This window comes from [Clostridium] citroniae WAL-17108, assembly GCF_000233455.1.
Taxonomy (GTDB): Bacteria; Bacillota; Clostridia; order Lachnospirales; family Lachnospiraceae; genus Enterocloster; species Enterocloster citroniae.
Genome location: NZ_JH376423.1, coordinates 107313 through 122760, shown reverse-complemented (window position 1 = coordinate 122760; position 15448 = coordinate 107313). Strand labels below are relative to the sequence as shown.

Sequence of the window (15448 nt, the reverse complement as noted above, 5' to 3'; positions counted from 1 at the left end):
ATTTACCTCCTACAGCGCCATGACGCACTCCTTAAAGACACGCCCGCGCTCTTCATAATTCTTAAACATTCCCCAGCTCGCACAGGCGGGACTGAGCAGCACATAATCCCCGGTATCCGCATAAACCGCGCACACCTGGACTGCTTCCTGCATATCTTCCGCATACATGATTTCCGTAAATTTGTGCTTCTTGGCACATTCGGCAATCTTATCCCTGGTCTGTCCGATCAGGACAATGTATTTGACCTTGCCCTCAAACTCAGATACCCAGTCATCATAATCGCTGTTCTTATCATATCCGCCTGCAATGAGGATGGTAGGTCCCGGCATGGCGCGCAGGGCCTGGATGGCCGCATCGGGATTTGTGCCCTTGGAATCATTGTAATACCTGACTCCGGTGCGCTCCCGCACAAATTCAATGCGGTGTTCCACGGGAAGGAATCCCTCCACCACCCTGGCAATATCAGCCATGGAAACTCCCATCTCCAGGCCAATGGCAGCTGCCGCCATTACATTCTCATAATTATGCCGCCCAAGAAGCTTCATGTCATGGACATTGACCAGCACTGTCTCACGGCCCTTCTGGCAGTGGACAATATTATCTCCGTTCATACAGAATCCGTCCGCCAGCTTCTCACGGCTGGAGAACCAGATGACCCTGGGCTTAAGCTCCGGATCCTGGCCAAATCCCCTCAGGACCGGGTCGTCATAATTCAGCACCACAGCGTCCTGTTCCGTCTGGTTCAGGGTGATGCACTCCTTGATACGTATATAATTCTCCATGGTCCCATGGCGGTTCAAATGATCCGGGGTAATATTCAGGATTGCGCTTACATCCGGGTGGAAATCCATGATGGTCTCCAGCTGGAAGCTGGAAACTTCCGCAACGGTCACGGATTCTTCCGTCATGTCCAACACCCTGGCAGTGTACGGGTCGCCGATATTCCCCACCACAAAGGTTTCTTCATACCGCGCCTTTAATATCTCTCCTGTGAGCGCTGTGGTGGTGGTCTTTCCATTGGTTCCTGTTATGGCAGCCAGCTTGCCCATCGCACACTGGTAAGCCAGCTCGATCTCGCCCAGAATGGGGATCTTGGCATCATCCACAACAGCCACAAAGGGACTGTCCAGAGGAATGCCCGGGCTGATGATACACAGTTCAACTCCCAAAAGATCGGAGCGCTTGATCTCTCCCAGCACAACATTGACCTTTGCTTCTTTATCAAGCTTTGCCTTGATGTCTTCTTCCTTTAAGGCAGTGTTACCGTCATAAAGCACCACCTCACCGCCACGCTCCAGTATAAGGCGCGCTGCTGAGATTCCGCTTAATCCAGTTCCTGCAACTAACACTTTCTGACTCTGATTCATTTGTCAATTAACCTCCTCACCGTACGCATGCGACTATAATCCAAGATAAGCAACCATACACAATATTGCGGTTACAATGGCAAATACCGCCACTACCCGGGTCTCTGACCATCCGCACAGTTCAAAGTGGTGATGGATGGGAGCCATTTTAAAAATGCGTTTTCCGCCTGTACGCTTAAAATACGTAACCTGCATAATGACGGACAGCACTTCCACCAGGTAGATCAGGCCAATGATCGGGATAAACAGGGGCATGCGCATCATATAGGCGGAAGCAGCCACAAAACCGCCCAGGGCCAGGGAACCGGTATCTCCCATAAACACCTTTGCCGGATACACATTAAAGAGCAGAAAGCCCAGAAGGCTTCCCACCACCGCTCCTGTCATGGGACTGATTCCCATATCCTCGCCTATGGCCACAATGGTCAGAAACGTGGCAACCAGAATGGTGACACTGGTACAAAGTCCGTCCAGTCCATCTGTAAAATTCACCCCGTTGTCCGTGCCCAGCATGATAAAGAACAGGGCCGGGATAAAAAAGATTCCCAGTGAAAGGAACTTTCCGCCGTCAAACCCGCCGGTAAATGGGATGAGCATATTGGTCCCCACTTCCCCGCTGTTTAACAGATACCAGGCAAAAATACCTGTGATAATAAATTGTCCAACTAACTTCTGCATCGGCTTCAGGCCTTCCGAGCGCTTCATCACGATCTTGATATAGTCGTCCAGGAATCCGATAATGCCGAACCCTACCGTCACAAAAAGGATGGGAATGATCTTGGGATAGCTGGGAATATAAAAGATGGATGTAATGATAATACTGCAAAGTATAATCAGCCCGCCCATGGTGGGCGTTCCCTGCTTTTTCAAATGGGCCTGCGGTCCGTCCTCCCTTACCTGCTGGCCAAATTTAAGCTTGTGCAGAAAAGGGATGATAATGGGGCAAAGCAGTGCGCTGATGGCAAATGCAATAATGATAGCTAGTATGGTTTCATGAATCATAAGGGCACCTCAATCTCATATGTATGTCTTATTTGGTAATTAGTATACGTCTTTTTCCGGGAATAATCAACTATGGATTGGAAACGTGCACAGCAGTTTCTTCCTCCGTTGCCTGAATTCCCAGATAAGGAAGTATATTCTTAAACAGATCTCCAACCACCGGAGCGGCAATGGTTCCGCCGTAATAAATCCCCTCCGGTTCATCGATTGTAATAAGCGCCATGACCTGCGGATCGTCCGCCGGAGCAAAGCCGATAAAAGATGAAATATATTTTTTCAGGCTTCTGGGAAGCTTCTCTGACGTGGCCGTCTTGCCGCCGATCTTGTAGCCTTCCAGCTTTGCCTTTTTGCCGCTTCCCTCCGACACTACCTGTTCCAGCACGTAGCGCATGGTGGCGCTGGTCTCCTCAGAAAGGATGCGTCCCTTGGAGGGATATTTGAAGGCGCGGACCGAAGTCTGGTCCGTGCTCACTGCCGCTACCCCGAAATGGGGCGTTACACGGTTTCCTCCATTGACAATGGAGGCAGCTGTTGTGATCAGCTGGATGGGCGTGATCTGGAACGACTGGCCGAAAGACACTGTGGCCAGTTCCACAAGTCCCATATTTTCCTTTTTGTGCATAATGGTGGCAGCTTCTCCGGGCAGGTCGATCCCTGTCTTTCCCTTAAGGCCGAACTGGGTAAAATATTTATAATAGCCATCCACGCCCAGCCTCTGCCCCACATCGATAAACACCGGATTGCAGGAGTTCATGGCACCCTGTAAAAATGTCTCGGAGCCGTGTCCGCCCACCTTGTGGCAGCGTATTTTCCGGTCCTCCACGATCCTAAATCCCGGGCAGGAAAACTGGTCTGTCAGCTTCACCGCACCGGACTCCAATCCGGCTGCCGCCGTAATGATCTTAAAGGTGGAACCCGGTTCATAGGTATCGTTGATACAGGTATTCCTCCACATCTGGTTCAGCTGCTCCTGCTTTTTGGACGCGGGCAGGGAGGCGTTCTGGGCAGCGATCTCCTGAAGGCTCTGGCTGCGCAGATTCTGGTCCAGGGTAAAGGGATCGTTGAGATTGAACTCCGGCACATTGACCATGGCCAGCAGCTCCCCGTTCTGGGGATTCATGACTATGATGGAGACCTTTTTGGCATTCTTTTTTTCCAGAACCTGATAGGCCAGCTGCTCCGCATATTTCTGGATATTCACATCCAGGCTGATGTGCAGGTCATTTCCCGGTATGGGTTCGATCCGGTCCTCGGAGGCATTTTCAATCTCCACCCCTTTGGCATCCGACATGGTAAGTATTTTCCCATTCATGCCTTTTAAGTACTTTTCGTATTTTACCTCCAGCCCTATGATTCCCTGGTTGTCGCCTCCTGTAAATCCAAGCACCTTGGACGCCAGGCTGTCATAGGGATAATAACGCTTGTAATCTTCGTCCACTTTTACCCCGTCCAGCCGGTATGAGCGGATCTTATCCCCCAGTTCCTTATCCACATTGGTCTTTATGATCTCCCTGGAGCTGCGCTTCTCAACCCGTTTTCGGACCGGCTCCTCATCCAGCCCCAGTTCACTGCAGAGCACTTGTATTACGCGCTCCCGGTCCGTCACCTGGTTGTAGATAACGGAAATGGTGCACACGGTCCTGTTATCTGCTATGACCACGCCGTTGGCATCGATGATCCGGCCTCTGGCTGCCTTGATGGTACGTTCCCTCTGGTGCAGGTCCTCCGCCATTGCGCTGTAGTGTTCGGAACAGAACAGCATAAGATAAGCAAGCCGCCCCGAGAGGCTCACCATGACAATGGCAATGAGCAGTGCAAGGACGGCTATATTCTTTCTGTGCTTTGTAAGGTTTGAATTCATGAGCGTCTCCGGCGTCCATCATTGTTAATAATATATTGGGGCCGGTCTCATTTTATGAATCTTTATCCGGAAAGGAGTATCCGGTACTGCTCCAGGTACGGCCGTCAGGGATTACTCCCCGCGGTCTGGGGATCGGCCGTCTCCTCCTTGGAGGGATCGGCCTCAGTTGTGGGTCCGGTATCGGTCCCAGGCCCCTCAGGGGCTGACGGATCCCGGGGAACTGAATCCGGTACCCCGCTTCCCCCGCCATCATCCGGAACCACTTCATCCGTATCATACTGCTGCTGCGTCTCGGCCGGGGTCTCCTCCTGGCCTTCACCCTCCTCCAGGCTTGTCTCCACCTCATTGATCCCCTCGGAGGAAGGAAGGCTTTCCTGTATGGCCTCATCTTCCGGCAGATCCTTGGTGGGAAATATATTCATATAAGGAAGGGTCTCCGTCATGATCTTTGAAAATACCGCGCTTGCGTAGGAGCTGTGGGCCTGCTGCTCACCCGGCGGATAGTTTGGGGTGTCGATCACTACATAGACAAACACCTGGGGATCCTCTATGGGCGCAAAGCCCGCAAAGCTGACCAGATAGTTTTTGGCTGAACGGGGCTGTTTTTCCGCTGTTCCGGTCTTGCCTCCCACATCATATCCAATGACCTGGGCTGCCTTTCCGGTACCGGTCTCAACCGTCTGGAACATGGCCTCCTTCAGGAAATCAGCTGTGGACTGGGATACGGTTTCCCGCACCAGTACAGGTTCCTTTTTCTCCACCACGGAGCCCTGTTCATTGAGGATCTGCTTTACCACATGGGGTTCATAATAAGATCCGCCGTTGAGCACGGAGCAGAATGCCGCAGCCATCTGGACCATGGTGCAGTTGTAGTTCTGGCCAAAGGCATTGGTTGCCAGATCCGTGGGCCGCATGTTGTCCGCATTGTATACAAGGCTGCTGGTATCCGCCTCACCCGGCAGGTCGATCCCTGTCTTGTCACCAAATCCAAAGATGGACTGGTACTTGGTAAAGCGGTCCCGGCCTATAATGGCGCCCATACGCATCATGGCCACGTTGCATGACTGCATCAGCGATTCCTGTACGTTCAGCCACCCGTGGCCGCCCCTGCGCCACGCCGTACACTTGATATCATGATCTCCCACATGGAGGATACCGGCACACTCAAAGCTGTCACTGGGTTTTATAAGTCCCTCCTCCATGCCGGCCGCCACTGTAAAGATCTTGGAAGGGGAACCCGGCTCATATGTGTCACTGACACAGAAATTCCTCCAGATCTGGTTCCAGGCCACCTGCTGCCCGTAGGAGATCACATCCTCCCGGCTGAAATGATCCAGCACCTGGTCCTCTGTAATAGTCTTCCCTTCGTTTTCCCTTCTGTATACAGCGGCTGCTTCTTTTTTTCCAAGAACAAACAGATCCTCCTGGGTAAATCCGCTTACATCCCTGGGATTGTTCAGGTCAAAAACATTGCTTGTGCCCATGGCCAGGATCTCACCGTTGTTGGGATTCATGACAATGGCTGCCGTAACCTTGCTGCCCGTGGTGGTCTGCCATTCATTGATGTATTTCTGTACAATATTCTGGATATTCACATCAATGGTGGAAACAATGGTCTTGCCGCCCTCTGCCGGCTTCACCACGCCCTCCAGGTTGGAGTTCTCGTCCAGGTATCCGTACTCCCGTCCGTTCACCCCAATAAGGCTGCTGTTATAGTACTGCTCAATCCCTCCTGTTCCCACGCTGCCGTCACTGCTGGTAAATCCGATCACATTGCAGGCCAGGGAATTATAGGGATAGATCCTTTTATATTCATCTTCAAACCAGATCCCCTTGACCCGCTTTTTTCCCTCCACCTCGTCCTTGTTCTCATAATAGGCTTTGTTCATATCCTTTGCCAGCTGCTCAAAGGCAGTCTTCTGGTCATAGGTGAGCTGGCGCCCCTTATTATATCTGAGATAGGCGCTGTCCGCCCTCTCCTCAATCAGGCCCCGCACCTCCCCGCCGTCAAAGCCAAAGCTGGTCACCAGCGCCTCTATGGTGGGTTCCAGATAACGCTCCGGTTTGGACATGATCTGTTTGGGGTCGATGATCAGGTTGTATACCTTTTCGCTGGTAGCCAGGTAGGTGCCGTTCCTGTCCACGATATCCCCTCTTCGGTAGGGAATGGTACGGCTTTCATACTCCTGCTGGCGCTGGGTCAGTACGATCTTGTTGTACTGTTCATTGTTGTCCCTGATGATTCTGTAAAGGACCATTATTAATGCAAATAAAGCCAGCGTAATCACCAATACGGTGATTGCCAGCTTTTCCTGCAAATACTTTGGATAAAAGTATTTTCCTTTTGTATTGTGCTGCTCCCGGCCGTTCCCTTTTCCATTACCACCGGGGCGGCCGCCTCCATTAGTGTTCCGGGATGTCTTCATACTGTCTTACATACTCGCTTTCTGTCTTGTCATACAATAACACCTGGTCCTTCTTGGCATAGACCATCCCCAGCTCCTTAGTGGCGATCTCATAGATCTTGTTTAAGTCAATGCTGGTATTGATGCTGGTCTCCAGGGCATCGTTTTCCGCCTTAAGCTGTTCTAACTGTGCCTCCATCTTCTCGATGTTATGCATTCTTGCTGTAATGGATGACTGCACATGGAGGTAGTTGATGCAGAGGTATAAGGTAAACACTGACGCAATGGTAAGCATGATTACATACGGAAGATCCATATACAATGCGCGTTCCTGATTGCGGCGGATCCGGTGATTGTGCCGGACGGACTGGCTGCCTGCCGGTTTCCCCGGCCTGCGCTCCGGCCGTGGAGCGGCCTGCGGCTTAAGCTGTGGTGCCGCGGTGCCGTACATATAGGGATCTGTATGTGCAGCCCTGCGGTTTGTCTGTCTGTTGGTGCGTCCTGATGACGCCTGCGTTCTTGCAGCCATAACCTTATCCTCCCTTCTGTCTTGATATGGTCATCCTTTGTACGAAAATCCTTTGTGCGGCGTTACATCATCTGTATTTATCCCCGTTCAAACACGCGCAGCTTGGCGCTCTTTGAACGGCTGTTTTCTTCCAGTTCTTTCTCTGAGGGCAATACGGGTTTCCTTGATATCACCTTTCCTTTGCTCTTCCTGCCGCACACGCAGACAGGAAACTCATGAGGGCAGATACAGGGGTTCTCATTGGTCCTGAACCGGTTCTTTACGATCCGGTCTTCCAGTGAATGGAACGTAATGATACTCAGGCGGCCTCCCGGGTTTAAAAGGCCGATCATAGTGTCAATGGAGTGCTCCAGAACATCCAGTTCATGATTGCACTCGATCCGTATGGCCTGGAAGGTACGCTTGGCCGGGTGTCCGCCCGTGGCCCGTACTCTGGCCGGGATCGCGTTCTTTATGATCTCCGCCAACTGTCCCGTGGTCTCAATGGGATGCTCCTCCCGCTCTCTTACAATATGCTTTGCTATATTCTTCGCAAAATTATCCTCACCATAGTCCCGGATGATCCTGTACAGTTCCATTTCTCCGTAAGTATTGACAATGTCAGCCGCCGTGGTGGTATTCCTCTGATCCATCCTCATGTCCAGAGGCGCATCCTCCCTGTAGGTAAATCCCCTGGAAGCCTTGTCCAGCTGATAGGAGGAAACTCCCAGATCCAGGTAGATACCGTCCACTTTGCTGAGTTCCAGATCCTCCAGCACTGTTTTGATATTCTCATAATTGCTTCTTACTATGGTTACTTTATCCTTAAAGTGTTCCAGCCGCTTTCCCGCGGCCGCTATGGCGTCCGCATCCTGGTCAATACCAATGAGACGTCCGCTTCCCAGGCGTTTGCACACCTCGTAGGCATGTCCTCCCCCGCCCAGCGTTCCATCCACATAAATGCCTCCGGGCTTGATATTCAGGCTTCCCACTGTCTCATATAAAAGTACGGACTTGTGTACAAATGCTTGTTCCTCCATTAAATTCCCAAACCTTCCATATGTTCTGCAATCTCTTCCATATCATCAAAGGTGTTAGCCTCCAGCCACTTATCCTTGCTCCAGATTTCAATACGGCTTCCCACACCTACCAGTACTGCGTCCTTCTCAATTCCGGCAAATTCCCTTAAAACCGCCGGAAGAAGAATTCTTCCCTGTTTGTCCACTTCACAGGTGGTAGCTCCTGCCAGAAGGAAACGTGAAAACTTACGTCCGGCAGTGTTGGTAAGAGGCAGTGTGCGAAGTTTTTCTTCAAGAGCGGCCCATTCAGAATTCTCATACACAAAAAGGCAGTTATCAAGGCCCTTCGTTACAACGAATTCGTCACCTAACTGCTCTCTGAACTTGGAAGGTACGATCAGACGTCCCTTCGCATCAACTGTATGATTGTACTCACCCATGAACATAACTTATCACCTGCCGTACGTCAGTGCGGTACTGTGGACAGCTGCGGGGGATCCGAAACCCCCACTTCATCCACAAAACAACCATCCTCTACCACTTTGCACCACTTTCTACCACTTGTATGTCCATCATAGTACAGAAATTGGGAAATGGCAAGAAGTTTTTACGAATTTCTTATAAAATTAAGGCAAAAAAATAAAGCAGTTGCGTGGTTTTTCGCAACTGCCTCTACATATGGGATGACCCCTTTTTTCAGCACTAAATATAGATTTTATGTTAATCAGAAGGGAAATCTCCCCCCACTTTCTCCCCCTTTTTCAGGCCGTGGTGCTTATAAACAATGATGCCCGCAGATATCAGGACCAACGCGGCTGAGAGGAGCTGTGAAACCGCAAGCCCCGAGCCGGGAAGCTTCAACTGGTCTGTCCTAAGGCCCTCGATCCATACACGTCCCAGACCGTATCCCAAGAAATACACCCACAGCATTTCCCCTTCAAATTTCTTGTGTTTTCTGTACCAGAGCATGAATCCAAGGACACACAGGTTCCACACGGATTCATACAGGAATGTGGGGTGCACCTGGATATAAGCGATTCCATTTTCCACGATCTCATTGTCTATCAGCTGCTGGGAGATCATGGATGGATTCACCAGGCTTTTTTTAATGCGCATGGCAAACAGGTTATTGGTAAAGCCGCCAAATGCCTCACAGTTGAAGAAATTCCCCCACCTTCCAATGATCTGGCCAGTGATCAGCCCCAGCACGCCGCTGTCCGCCATGGAAAAAAACGACATCTTCCTCATCCTGGTAAACACAGTGAGGGTGATGACCGCGCCAATGACACCGCCATATATGGCCAGGCCGCCCCCACGCAGGTTAAAAATCTGAAGCAGGTTATCCTTATAGTTGTCCCAGTCAAAAATAACATAATAGGCCCTGGCCCCTATGATGGAAAATATAATACCGTACAGCGCAAAGTCCAGGTAAATGTCGGGATCCTGCCCTCTGCGCCTGGCATCGGAAAATGCCACAGCCATACCGGCCAGCATTCCCAATCCTATGATAATTCCGTAAAATGCGATCCGAAAGCCAAACACCGTGATGCTGTTTGGCAGGTTCTGTATGGTTATTCCCAGATTCACAAAACTCAAATCTGCTCCTGCTGCTTCCATAGATCAATCTCCTTCCTGTTTCATATACTTTCCCATTTTACCCCGAAGTACTATAAATTGCAAGGAGTGATTTATTCCGGCATTTGTGCCGGCATTGATGCCGACATTGATGCAGACGGGACAGAGATTACCGGGCGGCCAGGGCAGCCATTGTGATATAATTGTAGGGCTTGTTAAAATGCGGAAGGAAAAACAGGTCAAAGAGCTTCAGCTTATCAATGGTCACCTGTTCCTCTATAGCCATGGAAAACAGGTGTATGCCCATGGAGATATCGTAGTCCGAACACATCTGCGCTCCCAGGATGATCCTGGTTTCCTTATCATACACAATACGGATCTTCACCTTGTTGTTGCCATTTTCCATGAATTCCGCCTTCTGCCAGTCCTCATAATCTGAGGAAGCTGCCGCATACCCCATTTTCTGCGCCCGTTTCAGGCTGATACCTGTGCAGAGCATATGAAGCCCCCATATGCTGATCCCGTTGGACCCCTGTACTCCCACGGATTCAAGCGTTCTTCCGCAGGCATTGTGGGCGGCGATGATGCCGGAACGGACCGCATTGGTTGCCAGGGCAATGTAATCCGTGGCCTGGATGGCATTATTATAAACCGTGGCGCAATCGCCGATGGCATAGACTCCCGCAACGCTGGTCTCCTGCCTGCGGTCCACCAGGTATGCCCCATTCTTAAACAGTTTGAGCCTCCCCTGTCCCAGACCTGTATTGGGCTTAAAGCCAATGCCGAATACCACCATGTCAGCCTGATACCTTGCCTGATCCGTTACCACGGTCTGTACCCTTTTCCGGCCCTCCAGTTTGACTACGGTTTCCCCCAATGCCAGTTCCACTCCGTGGCTTTCCAGATTCTTCCCCATTATATAGGAAAATTCACTGTCATAATACCCGGCCAGGCATGTGTCCGCACAATCGATCAACACCACTTCCCTGCCGTTTCTCACAAACGCTTCCGCCAGCTCCACCCCGATATATCCTGCCCCCACCACGGCGATCCTCCTGATGGACGGGTCCTTCAGCTTTTGGATCACATCCCGGGCATTCTGGTACAGCTTTACAAACTGGACATTTTCCAGGTCCATGCCCTGTAGTTCAGGACGGATGGGCAGGGAACCTGTTGCCAGTATCAGCTTGTCATAGGGCTGTTCATGGATTGTTCCATCCTTTTCCCGGCCATATACCATCTTTTTGTCATAGTCTATCCTGGATATCTCTGTTTCCATATGGACCACGGCGCCCTTTTCCTCAAATGCCTCCCTGCTCGAATAAAACAGTCCCTCCGGACCGGATATCTGCTTCCCGATCCAAAGCGCCATTCCGCATCCCAGAAAACTGATATTGGAATTACCGTCAAATGCGATCACCCTGTTTTCCGGGAACTGGTCCAGTATTGTATTAATGGCCGCCGTGCCGGCATGATTGGCGCCGATCACAACAATCGTCTCTCCCATGTTCATATCTTCCTTTCTATGGATCCATGCTTAATGTCTTTCCTTTCTATTCTCCCCATCCTGTAGATTTTTATATACCTTTTGCGGTTAAACATTTTCTGCTTTAATTTCCCCCTGTTTTATGATATGATAATAAGGCTGTAATAGAATCAGAACGTTCCTGACAGGCCAAAAGGATCTGGAAATGGCCTTTGGGCGCGATGAATGCTTGTACATGGACTTTAGCACCATACTGCAAAAGTTGGGGCGCCATGTCCCAGCACCATATATCACATATTAATAGGAAGGTAATCAAATGAAATTAGGTATTGTAGGACTCCCCAATGTAGGAAAGAGCACCCTGTTTAATTCCCTGACCAAAGCCGGTGCGGAATCAGCCAACTACCCATTCTGCACCATTGACCCCAATGTAGGCGTAGTGCCTGTTCCGGACGTAAGGCTGGACAAGCTGACTGAAATGTATAACTCTGAAAAAACCACCCCTGCCGTGATCGAGTTCGTGGACATTGCGGGACTTGTAAAAGGCGCATCCAAAGGCGAAGGACTGGGCAACCAGTTCCTCTCCAATATCCGTGAGGTGGATGCCATCGTACACGTGGTCCGCTGTTTTGACGACCCCAATGTCATCCATGTGGATGGAAGTGTTGATCCGCTGAGAGATATCGAGACCATTAACCTGGAACTTATCTTTTCTGATATAGAAATCCTGGAGCGCCGCATTGCAAAGCAGTCCAAGGGTTCTTTCAACAATAAGGATCTGGCCAAGGAAGTGGAGCTGTTAAAGGCTATGAAAGCCCATCTTGAAGAAGGCAGACTGGCCCGGGGCTATGACACAGAGGATGAGGATGAGCGTGAGTTTATCGGCACCTTAAACCTGCTCACTTGGAAGCCTGTTATATTCGCTGCCAATGTTGCGGAAAGCGACCTGGCAAATGACGGCGCTGACAACGCCTATGTACAGTCAGTCCGCAGCTTTGCCGCTGAAAACGGATGCGAAGTATTTGTCATCTGTGCTGAGATTGAACAGGAGATTGCGGAACTGGATGATGATGAGAAGAAGATGTTCTTAGATGACCTTGGCCTTACTGAATCCGGCCTGGAGAAGCTGATTGCCGCCAGCTACCGTATCCTGGGCCTTATGAGCTACCTGACCGCAGGTCCCCAGGAAAGCCGCGCGTGGACCATCAAGATCGGCACCAAAGCGCCCCAGGCAGCAGGCAAGATCCACAGCGACTTTGAGAGGGGCTTTATCCGCGCCGAGGTTGTGAACTATGATGACCTGATGAACTGCGGCAGCATGAACGCTGCCAAGGAAAAAGGCCTGGTCCGCTCCGAGGGCAAGGAATATGTGATGAGGGACGGGGATGTGGTCCTGTTCCGTTTTAATGTATAATTTATAAACGAATAAGATAAGCCGGTTCCCTGAAAAGGCGGTCCAGTCTCAGAGCGTGTTTCAAAGTGCTCTGTCCGGATCCTCTCTCCTCAGGAACCGGCTTTTGGTTTGGTACAGGTCTTGATCTTTTTTCCTGTTGATGTATAATATAAGTATCACTCATCATAGATGAGCAGTGTTTTCATCTTATTTTCATGTGTACTTTCGGAATCACTATTCGGGTTGGTGAGATGTTTTTGCCAGCCGCAAAGATAGATGCCAGGAAGGCTCCGGAGTACACGAATCTAATCTAAAAGGAGGATTTTTATGCAGCGGATCATTGACCTCACCCTTGAAATCACCAACAAAATGCTGGTACAGGATGCCTTTCAGAGCAATATCTATGTTCCTATGGTATCCCACGAAGAATCAAAATCATTTAACACAGGAATCCCCGAGGATCCCTTCACTTCCACCTGGAATTATCTGGGCATGGTTGAACATACCGGCACCCATGTGGATGCATTTTACCATATGAGTCCCAAGGGCCTTCCCATTGACCAGATGCCCCTTGACCTTTTCTTTGGCAAAGCCGTGTGTTTGGATATGCGCCATATACCTGCCAGGGGAAGCATCACTGTTAGTGATGTGGAGAAAGCTGAAAAGGAGGCCGGGGTCATCATCCAGGGCCACATCGTCCTCTTTGCCACAGGAGTCCATGAACGGTATTTCCCATCAAAAGATGTCCTTTGTATGAATCCTGACATCGCTCCTGAGACAGTTGCGTGGCTGGCTTCCCGTGGTTCCAGGATACACGGTGTGGAAGGACCGTCCACAGACATCATGGACACCCAGCTGTTCCCCAGCCACCGGGCCTGCAGAGATCTGGGATTGTCACACTATGAGTGGCTGGTAAACCTGGACCAGCTTATCGGCAAGGGTGAATTCTTGTTTTACGGGATCCCCTTAAAGCTCAGGAACGGAAGCGGCTCTCCTGTCAGGGCCTTTGCCGTGATTGAAGAATAAGAGGGGAGGGATCCATATGGCACACTATCAACTGTTACCTGCCAGGGACACCCTTCACGGAAGCCTGTCAAAAACAATTCCTCCGGTACTCACCATCGACCCGGGGGATACCGTGGATTTCACCACACTGGAGGCGGACTGGCGGATCTCACCTCCGGACTCCCCCTCCTCCTTAAGCGGGACCTTTATGGAGCGCTCCATGCCCCTTGACCAGGGACACGCCCTTTGCGGCCCCATCCACATCCGGGGCGCCCATCCCGGTATGACTCTTTCCGTTCGTGTTAACCAGATCCTGACCGGCACATGGGGATGGAGCCGTGTGGGAGGCGGGGACCCCGGCCATCTGGAGCATATTCATTTTAAGGGCGGAGAGTACTTCCTGACATGGGAGATTGACAGGAAGAAAGGCACCTGTACAAGCCATCTGGGACACAGCGTCCCTCTTTCCCCCTTCATGGGCGTCATGGCTGTTGCCCCTGACACGGATGACTATGTGAGGACTCACATCCCCGGTCTTTACGGAGCCAATATGGACTGCAAGGACATAACAGCCGGAAGTGTTCTTTACCTGCCGGTCTATGCAGAAGGCGCTCTGTTTTCCACAGGAGACGGCCATGCCAGGCAGGGTGATGGAGAATCCGGCTGTACCGCTATTGAATGCCCCATGGAATGCGTAAGCCTGACCTTTGACCTGATCGATGAACCTCTGGCCAGCCCTGTGTGCAACTCTCCCAAGGGCTGGATCACATTTGGTTTTCACAGTGATTTGACAGAAGCTGCATATTATGCTTTAATGGAAATGTGCCGTCTGATGGAGCGCCTATATGGATTTAGCAGCAAGGAAGCGCTGGCCATGGCAAGTGTAGCGGTTGACATGCGCATCACACAGCTGGTCAACGGCGTGAGGGGGGCCCATGCTCTTCTGCCCCACGGTATCATAACCTTGTGAGACCCGCAGCATAACAGCACTCTGATTGAAACTGATATATACGATACATTAAGGAGGCTTTTTCATGCCCAATGAATCTTTGAACCTTTCCCTGGAAGAACTAAAGGAGCTTTTTCCCATCCAGTCCGATTTAATTGATTACCTAATTCTTACATTCCTTTTGCAGAAAAACGAACCTACCGGTTCCTGGACCTTTAAGGAAATGTTTGAGCAGGCAGGACTAACGGTGGGTACTGCGACCATAGGAAGAAACCTTAAGATGATGGATAGTCATGGTTACACCGTACAGGTGGCCAACAAGGGAAGGGTCCTTACAGACCTGGGACTGGAAAAAGCCTCCCATCTTCGCGCCCAGGCCGCTGAACAGGAGTTCAGCAGGGACCTGATGGCCCTTACCAAGAGCACTGATATGAAGACCCTGGCAGATATCCTGTATGCCCGGATCGCCATTGAATACGAGGCAGCCCGCCTGGCGGCCCTCAATGCCGGTCCCGGGGACCTGGAGGAACTGCAGTGGTCACTGAACCAGCACAAACGCTCCATTTCCCTTGGAAACAGTTCGGCCGGCACGGGACTGGATTTTCATTTGGTTCTGGCTAAAGCCTCCCAAAACCAGGCCATGTACACTGCTCTGAACCTCCTGATCTATCAGCAGCGCTGCATTGAATGGAATGCGCAGGCAGGGGGGATTCTGGAATATTCCACCACGTATGCCGCCATACATGAGGAGATCCTTAACGCTGTAAGGCAGCATGATCCCCAGCTTGCAGCACATTTGATAAAAAGCCATCTGCTTGACATTATCCATGAAATAGAAAAGAATACCGGAACAGTCTGAACCGGTACTCTTTTCTGC

Annotated in this window: 13 protein-coding genes; 4 read left to right on the top strand and 9 right to left on the bottom strand. The window is 50.9% G+C overall.

What is annotated here, in order from left to right; translation table 11 throughout:
* Nucleotides 1–9 precede the first annotated feature (9 nt).
* The 9 genes from murD to nox form a co-directional block, all read right to left on the bottom strand.
* Nucleotides 10–1368, bottom strand: coding sequence for a UDP-N-acetylmuramoyl-L-alanine--D-glutamate ligase (gene murD / locus HMPREF9469_RS15775; protein WP_007863643.1), 1359 nt, complete (start codon nucleotides 1366–1368; stop codon nucleotides 10–12).
* 33 nt (nucleotides 1369–1401) lie between these two features.
* The gene (mraY, locus tag HMPREF9469_RS15770) at nucleotides 1402–2370 is read right to left on the bottom strand and encodes a phospho-N-acetylmuramoyl-pentapeptide-transferase (RefSeq protein WP_007863642.1); all 969 of its coding nucleotides are present in this window, start codon (nucleotides 2368–2370) and stop codon (nucleotides 1402–1404) included.
* Between the two features lie 70 nt (nucleotides 2371–2440).
* Nucleotides 2441–4231, bottom strand: coding sequence for a peptidoglycan D,D-transpeptidase FtsI family protein (locus tag HMPREF9469_RS15765; protein WP_007863641.1), 1791 nt, complete (start codon nucleotides 4229–4231; stop codon nucleotides 2441–2443).
* Nucleotides 4232–4335: 104 nt separating this feature from the next.
* Nucleotides 4336–6657 carry a peptidoglycan D,D-transpeptidase FtsI family protein gene (locus HMPREF9469_RS15760; RefSeq protein ID WP_007863640.1) on the bottom strand — a complete coding sequence of 774 codons (2322 nt, stop codon included), beginning with the start codon at nucleotides 6655–6657 and terminating at the stop codon, nucleotides 4336–4338.
* On the bottom strand, nucleotides 6635–7165 hold the full coding sequence (locus tag HMPREF9469_RS15755; protein ID WP_007863639.1) for a septum formation initiator family protein: 531 nt from the start codon (nucleotides 7163–7165) through the stop codon (nucleotides 6635–6637). The genes HMPREF9469_RS15760 and HMPREF9469_RS15755 overlap by 23 nt, the downstream gene beginning before the upstream one ends.
* Before the next feature lie 77 nt (nucleotides 7166–7242).
* Nucleotides 7243–8184 (bottom strand): 16S rRNA (cytosine(1402)-N(4))-methyltransferase RsmH, encoded by a 942-nt coding sequence (gene rsmH / locus HMPREF9469_RS15750; RefSeq protein WP_007863638.1) that lies wholly within the window; start codon nucleotides 8182–8184, stop codon nucleotides 7243–7245.
* Nucleotides 8184–8609: a division/cell wall cluster transcriptional repressor MraZ gene (gene mraZ / locus HMPREF9469_RS15745; protein WP_007863637.1), complete on the bottom strand. Its 426-nt coding sequence runs from the start codon at nucleotides 8607–8609 to the stop codon at nucleotides 8184–8186. The genes rsmH and mraZ overlap by 1 nt, the downstream gene beginning before the upstream one ends.
* 274 nt (nucleotides 8610–8883) lie before the next feature.
* Nucleotides 8884–9780: a prolipoprotein diacylglyceryl transferase gene (gene lgt, locus HMPREF9469_RS15740; RefSeq protein WP_007863636.1), complete on the bottom strand. Its 897-nt coding sequence runs from the start codon at nucleotides 9778–9780 to the stop codon at nucleotides 8884–8886.
* A gap of 127 nt (nucleotides 9781–9907) precedes the next feature.
* Nucleotides 9908–11245 (bottom strand): H2O-forming NADH oxidase, encoded by a 1338-nt coding sequence (gene nox / locus HMPREF9469_RS15735; RefSeq protein ID WP_007863635.1) that lies wholly within the window; start codon nucleotides 11243–11245, stop codon nucleotides 9908–9910.
* A 295-nt stretch (nucleotides 11246–11540) separates the two neighbouring features.
* Here nox and ychF point away from each other — a divergent pair, with 295 nt between their 5' ends.
* The 4 genes from ychF to HMPREF9469_RS15715 all read left to right on the top strand — a co-directional run bounded on the left by ychF (nucleotide 11541) and on the right by HMPREF9469_RS15715 (nucleotide 15430).
* Complete coding sequence (gene ychF / locus HMPREF9469_RS15730; RefSeq protein WP_007863634.1) at nucleotides 11541–12638, top strand: redox-regulated ATPase YchF; 1098 nt, start codon at nucleotides 11541–11543, stop codon at nucleotides 12636–12638.
* A 306-nt stretch (nucleotides 12639–12944) separates the two neighbouring features.
* Nucleotides 12945–13643, top strand: a complete 699-nt coding sequence (locus HMPREF9469_RS15725; RefSeq protein ID WP_007863632.1) for a cyclase family protein — start codon at nucleotides 12945–12947, stop codon at nucleotides 13641–13643.
* 16 nt (nucleotides 13644–13659) lie between these two features.
* Nucleotides 13660–14592: an acetamidase/formamidase family protein gene (locus HMPREF9469_RS15720; protein WP_007863630.1), complete on the top strand. Its 933-nt coding sequence runs from the start codon at nucleotides 13660–13662 to the stop codon at nucleotides 14590–14592.
* 64 nt (nucleotides 14593–14656) lie between these two features.
* Complete coding sequence (locus HMPREF9469_RS15715; protein WP_007863628.1) at nucleotides 14657–15430, top strand: FCD domain-containing protein; 774 nt, start codon at nucleotides 14657–14659, stop codon at nucleotides 15428–15430.
* The last annotated feature ends 18 nt before the right edge of the window (nucleotides 15431–15448 follow it).

What these genes read in the sequence shown, in the direction of transcription:
- HMPREF9469_RS15720 (WP_007863630.1), top strand. Translation starts at nt 13,660, where the DNA reads ATGGCACACTATCAACTGTTACCTGCCAGGGACACCCTTCACGGAAGC.
- murD (WP_007863643.1), bottom strand. Translation starts at nt 1,368, where the DNA reads ATGAATCAGAGTCAGAAAGTGTTAGTTGCAGGAACTGGATTAAGCGGA.
- rsmH (WP_007863638.1), bottom strand. Translation starts at nt 8,184, where the DNA reads ATGGAGGAACAAGCATTTGTACACAAGTCCGTACTTTTATATGAGACA.
- ychF (WP_007863634.1), top strand. Translation starts at nt 11,541, where the DNA reads ATGAAATTAGGTATTGTAGGACTCCCCAATGTAGGAAAGAGCACCCTG.
- HMPREF9469_RS15760 (WP_007863640.1), bottom strand. Translation starts at nt 6,657, where the DNA reads ATGAAGACATCCCGGAACACTAATGGAGGCGGCCGCCCCGGTGGTAAT.
- mraY (WP_007863642.1), bottom strand. Translation starts at nt 2,370, where the DNA reads ATGATTCATGAAACCATACTAGCTATCATTATTGCATTTGCCATCAGC.
- HMPREF9469_RS15725 (WP_007863632.1), top strand. Translation starts at nt 12,945, where the DNA reads ATGCAGCGGATCATTGACCTCACCCTTGAAATCACCAACAAAATGCTG.
- lgt (WP_007863636.1), bottom strand. Translation starts at nt 9,780, where the DNA reads ATGGAAGCAGCAGGAGCAGATTTGAGTTTTGTGAATCTGGGAATAACC.
- HMPREF9469_RS15755 (WP_007863639.1), bottom strand. Translation starts at nt 7,165, where the DNA reads ATGGCTGCAAGAACGCAGGCGTCATCAGGACGCACCAACAGACAGACA.
- HMPREF9469_RS15715 (WP_007863628.1), top strand. Translation starts at nt 14,657, where the DNA reads ATGCCCAATGAATCTTTGAACCTTTCCCTGGAAGAACTAAAGGAGCTT.
- nox (WP_007863635.1), bottom strand. Translation starts at nt 11,245, where the DNA reads ATGGGAGAGACGATTGTTGTGATCGGCGCCAATCATGCCGGCACGGCG.
- HMPREF9469_RS15765 (WP_007863641.1), bottom strand. Translation starts at nt 4,231, where the DNA reads ATGAATTCAAACCTTACAAAGCACAGAAAGAATATAGCCGTCCTTGCA.
- mraZ (WP_007863637.1), bottom strand. Translation starts at nt 8,609, where the DNA reads ATGTTCATGGGTGAGTACAATCATACAGTTGATGCGAAGGGACGTCTG.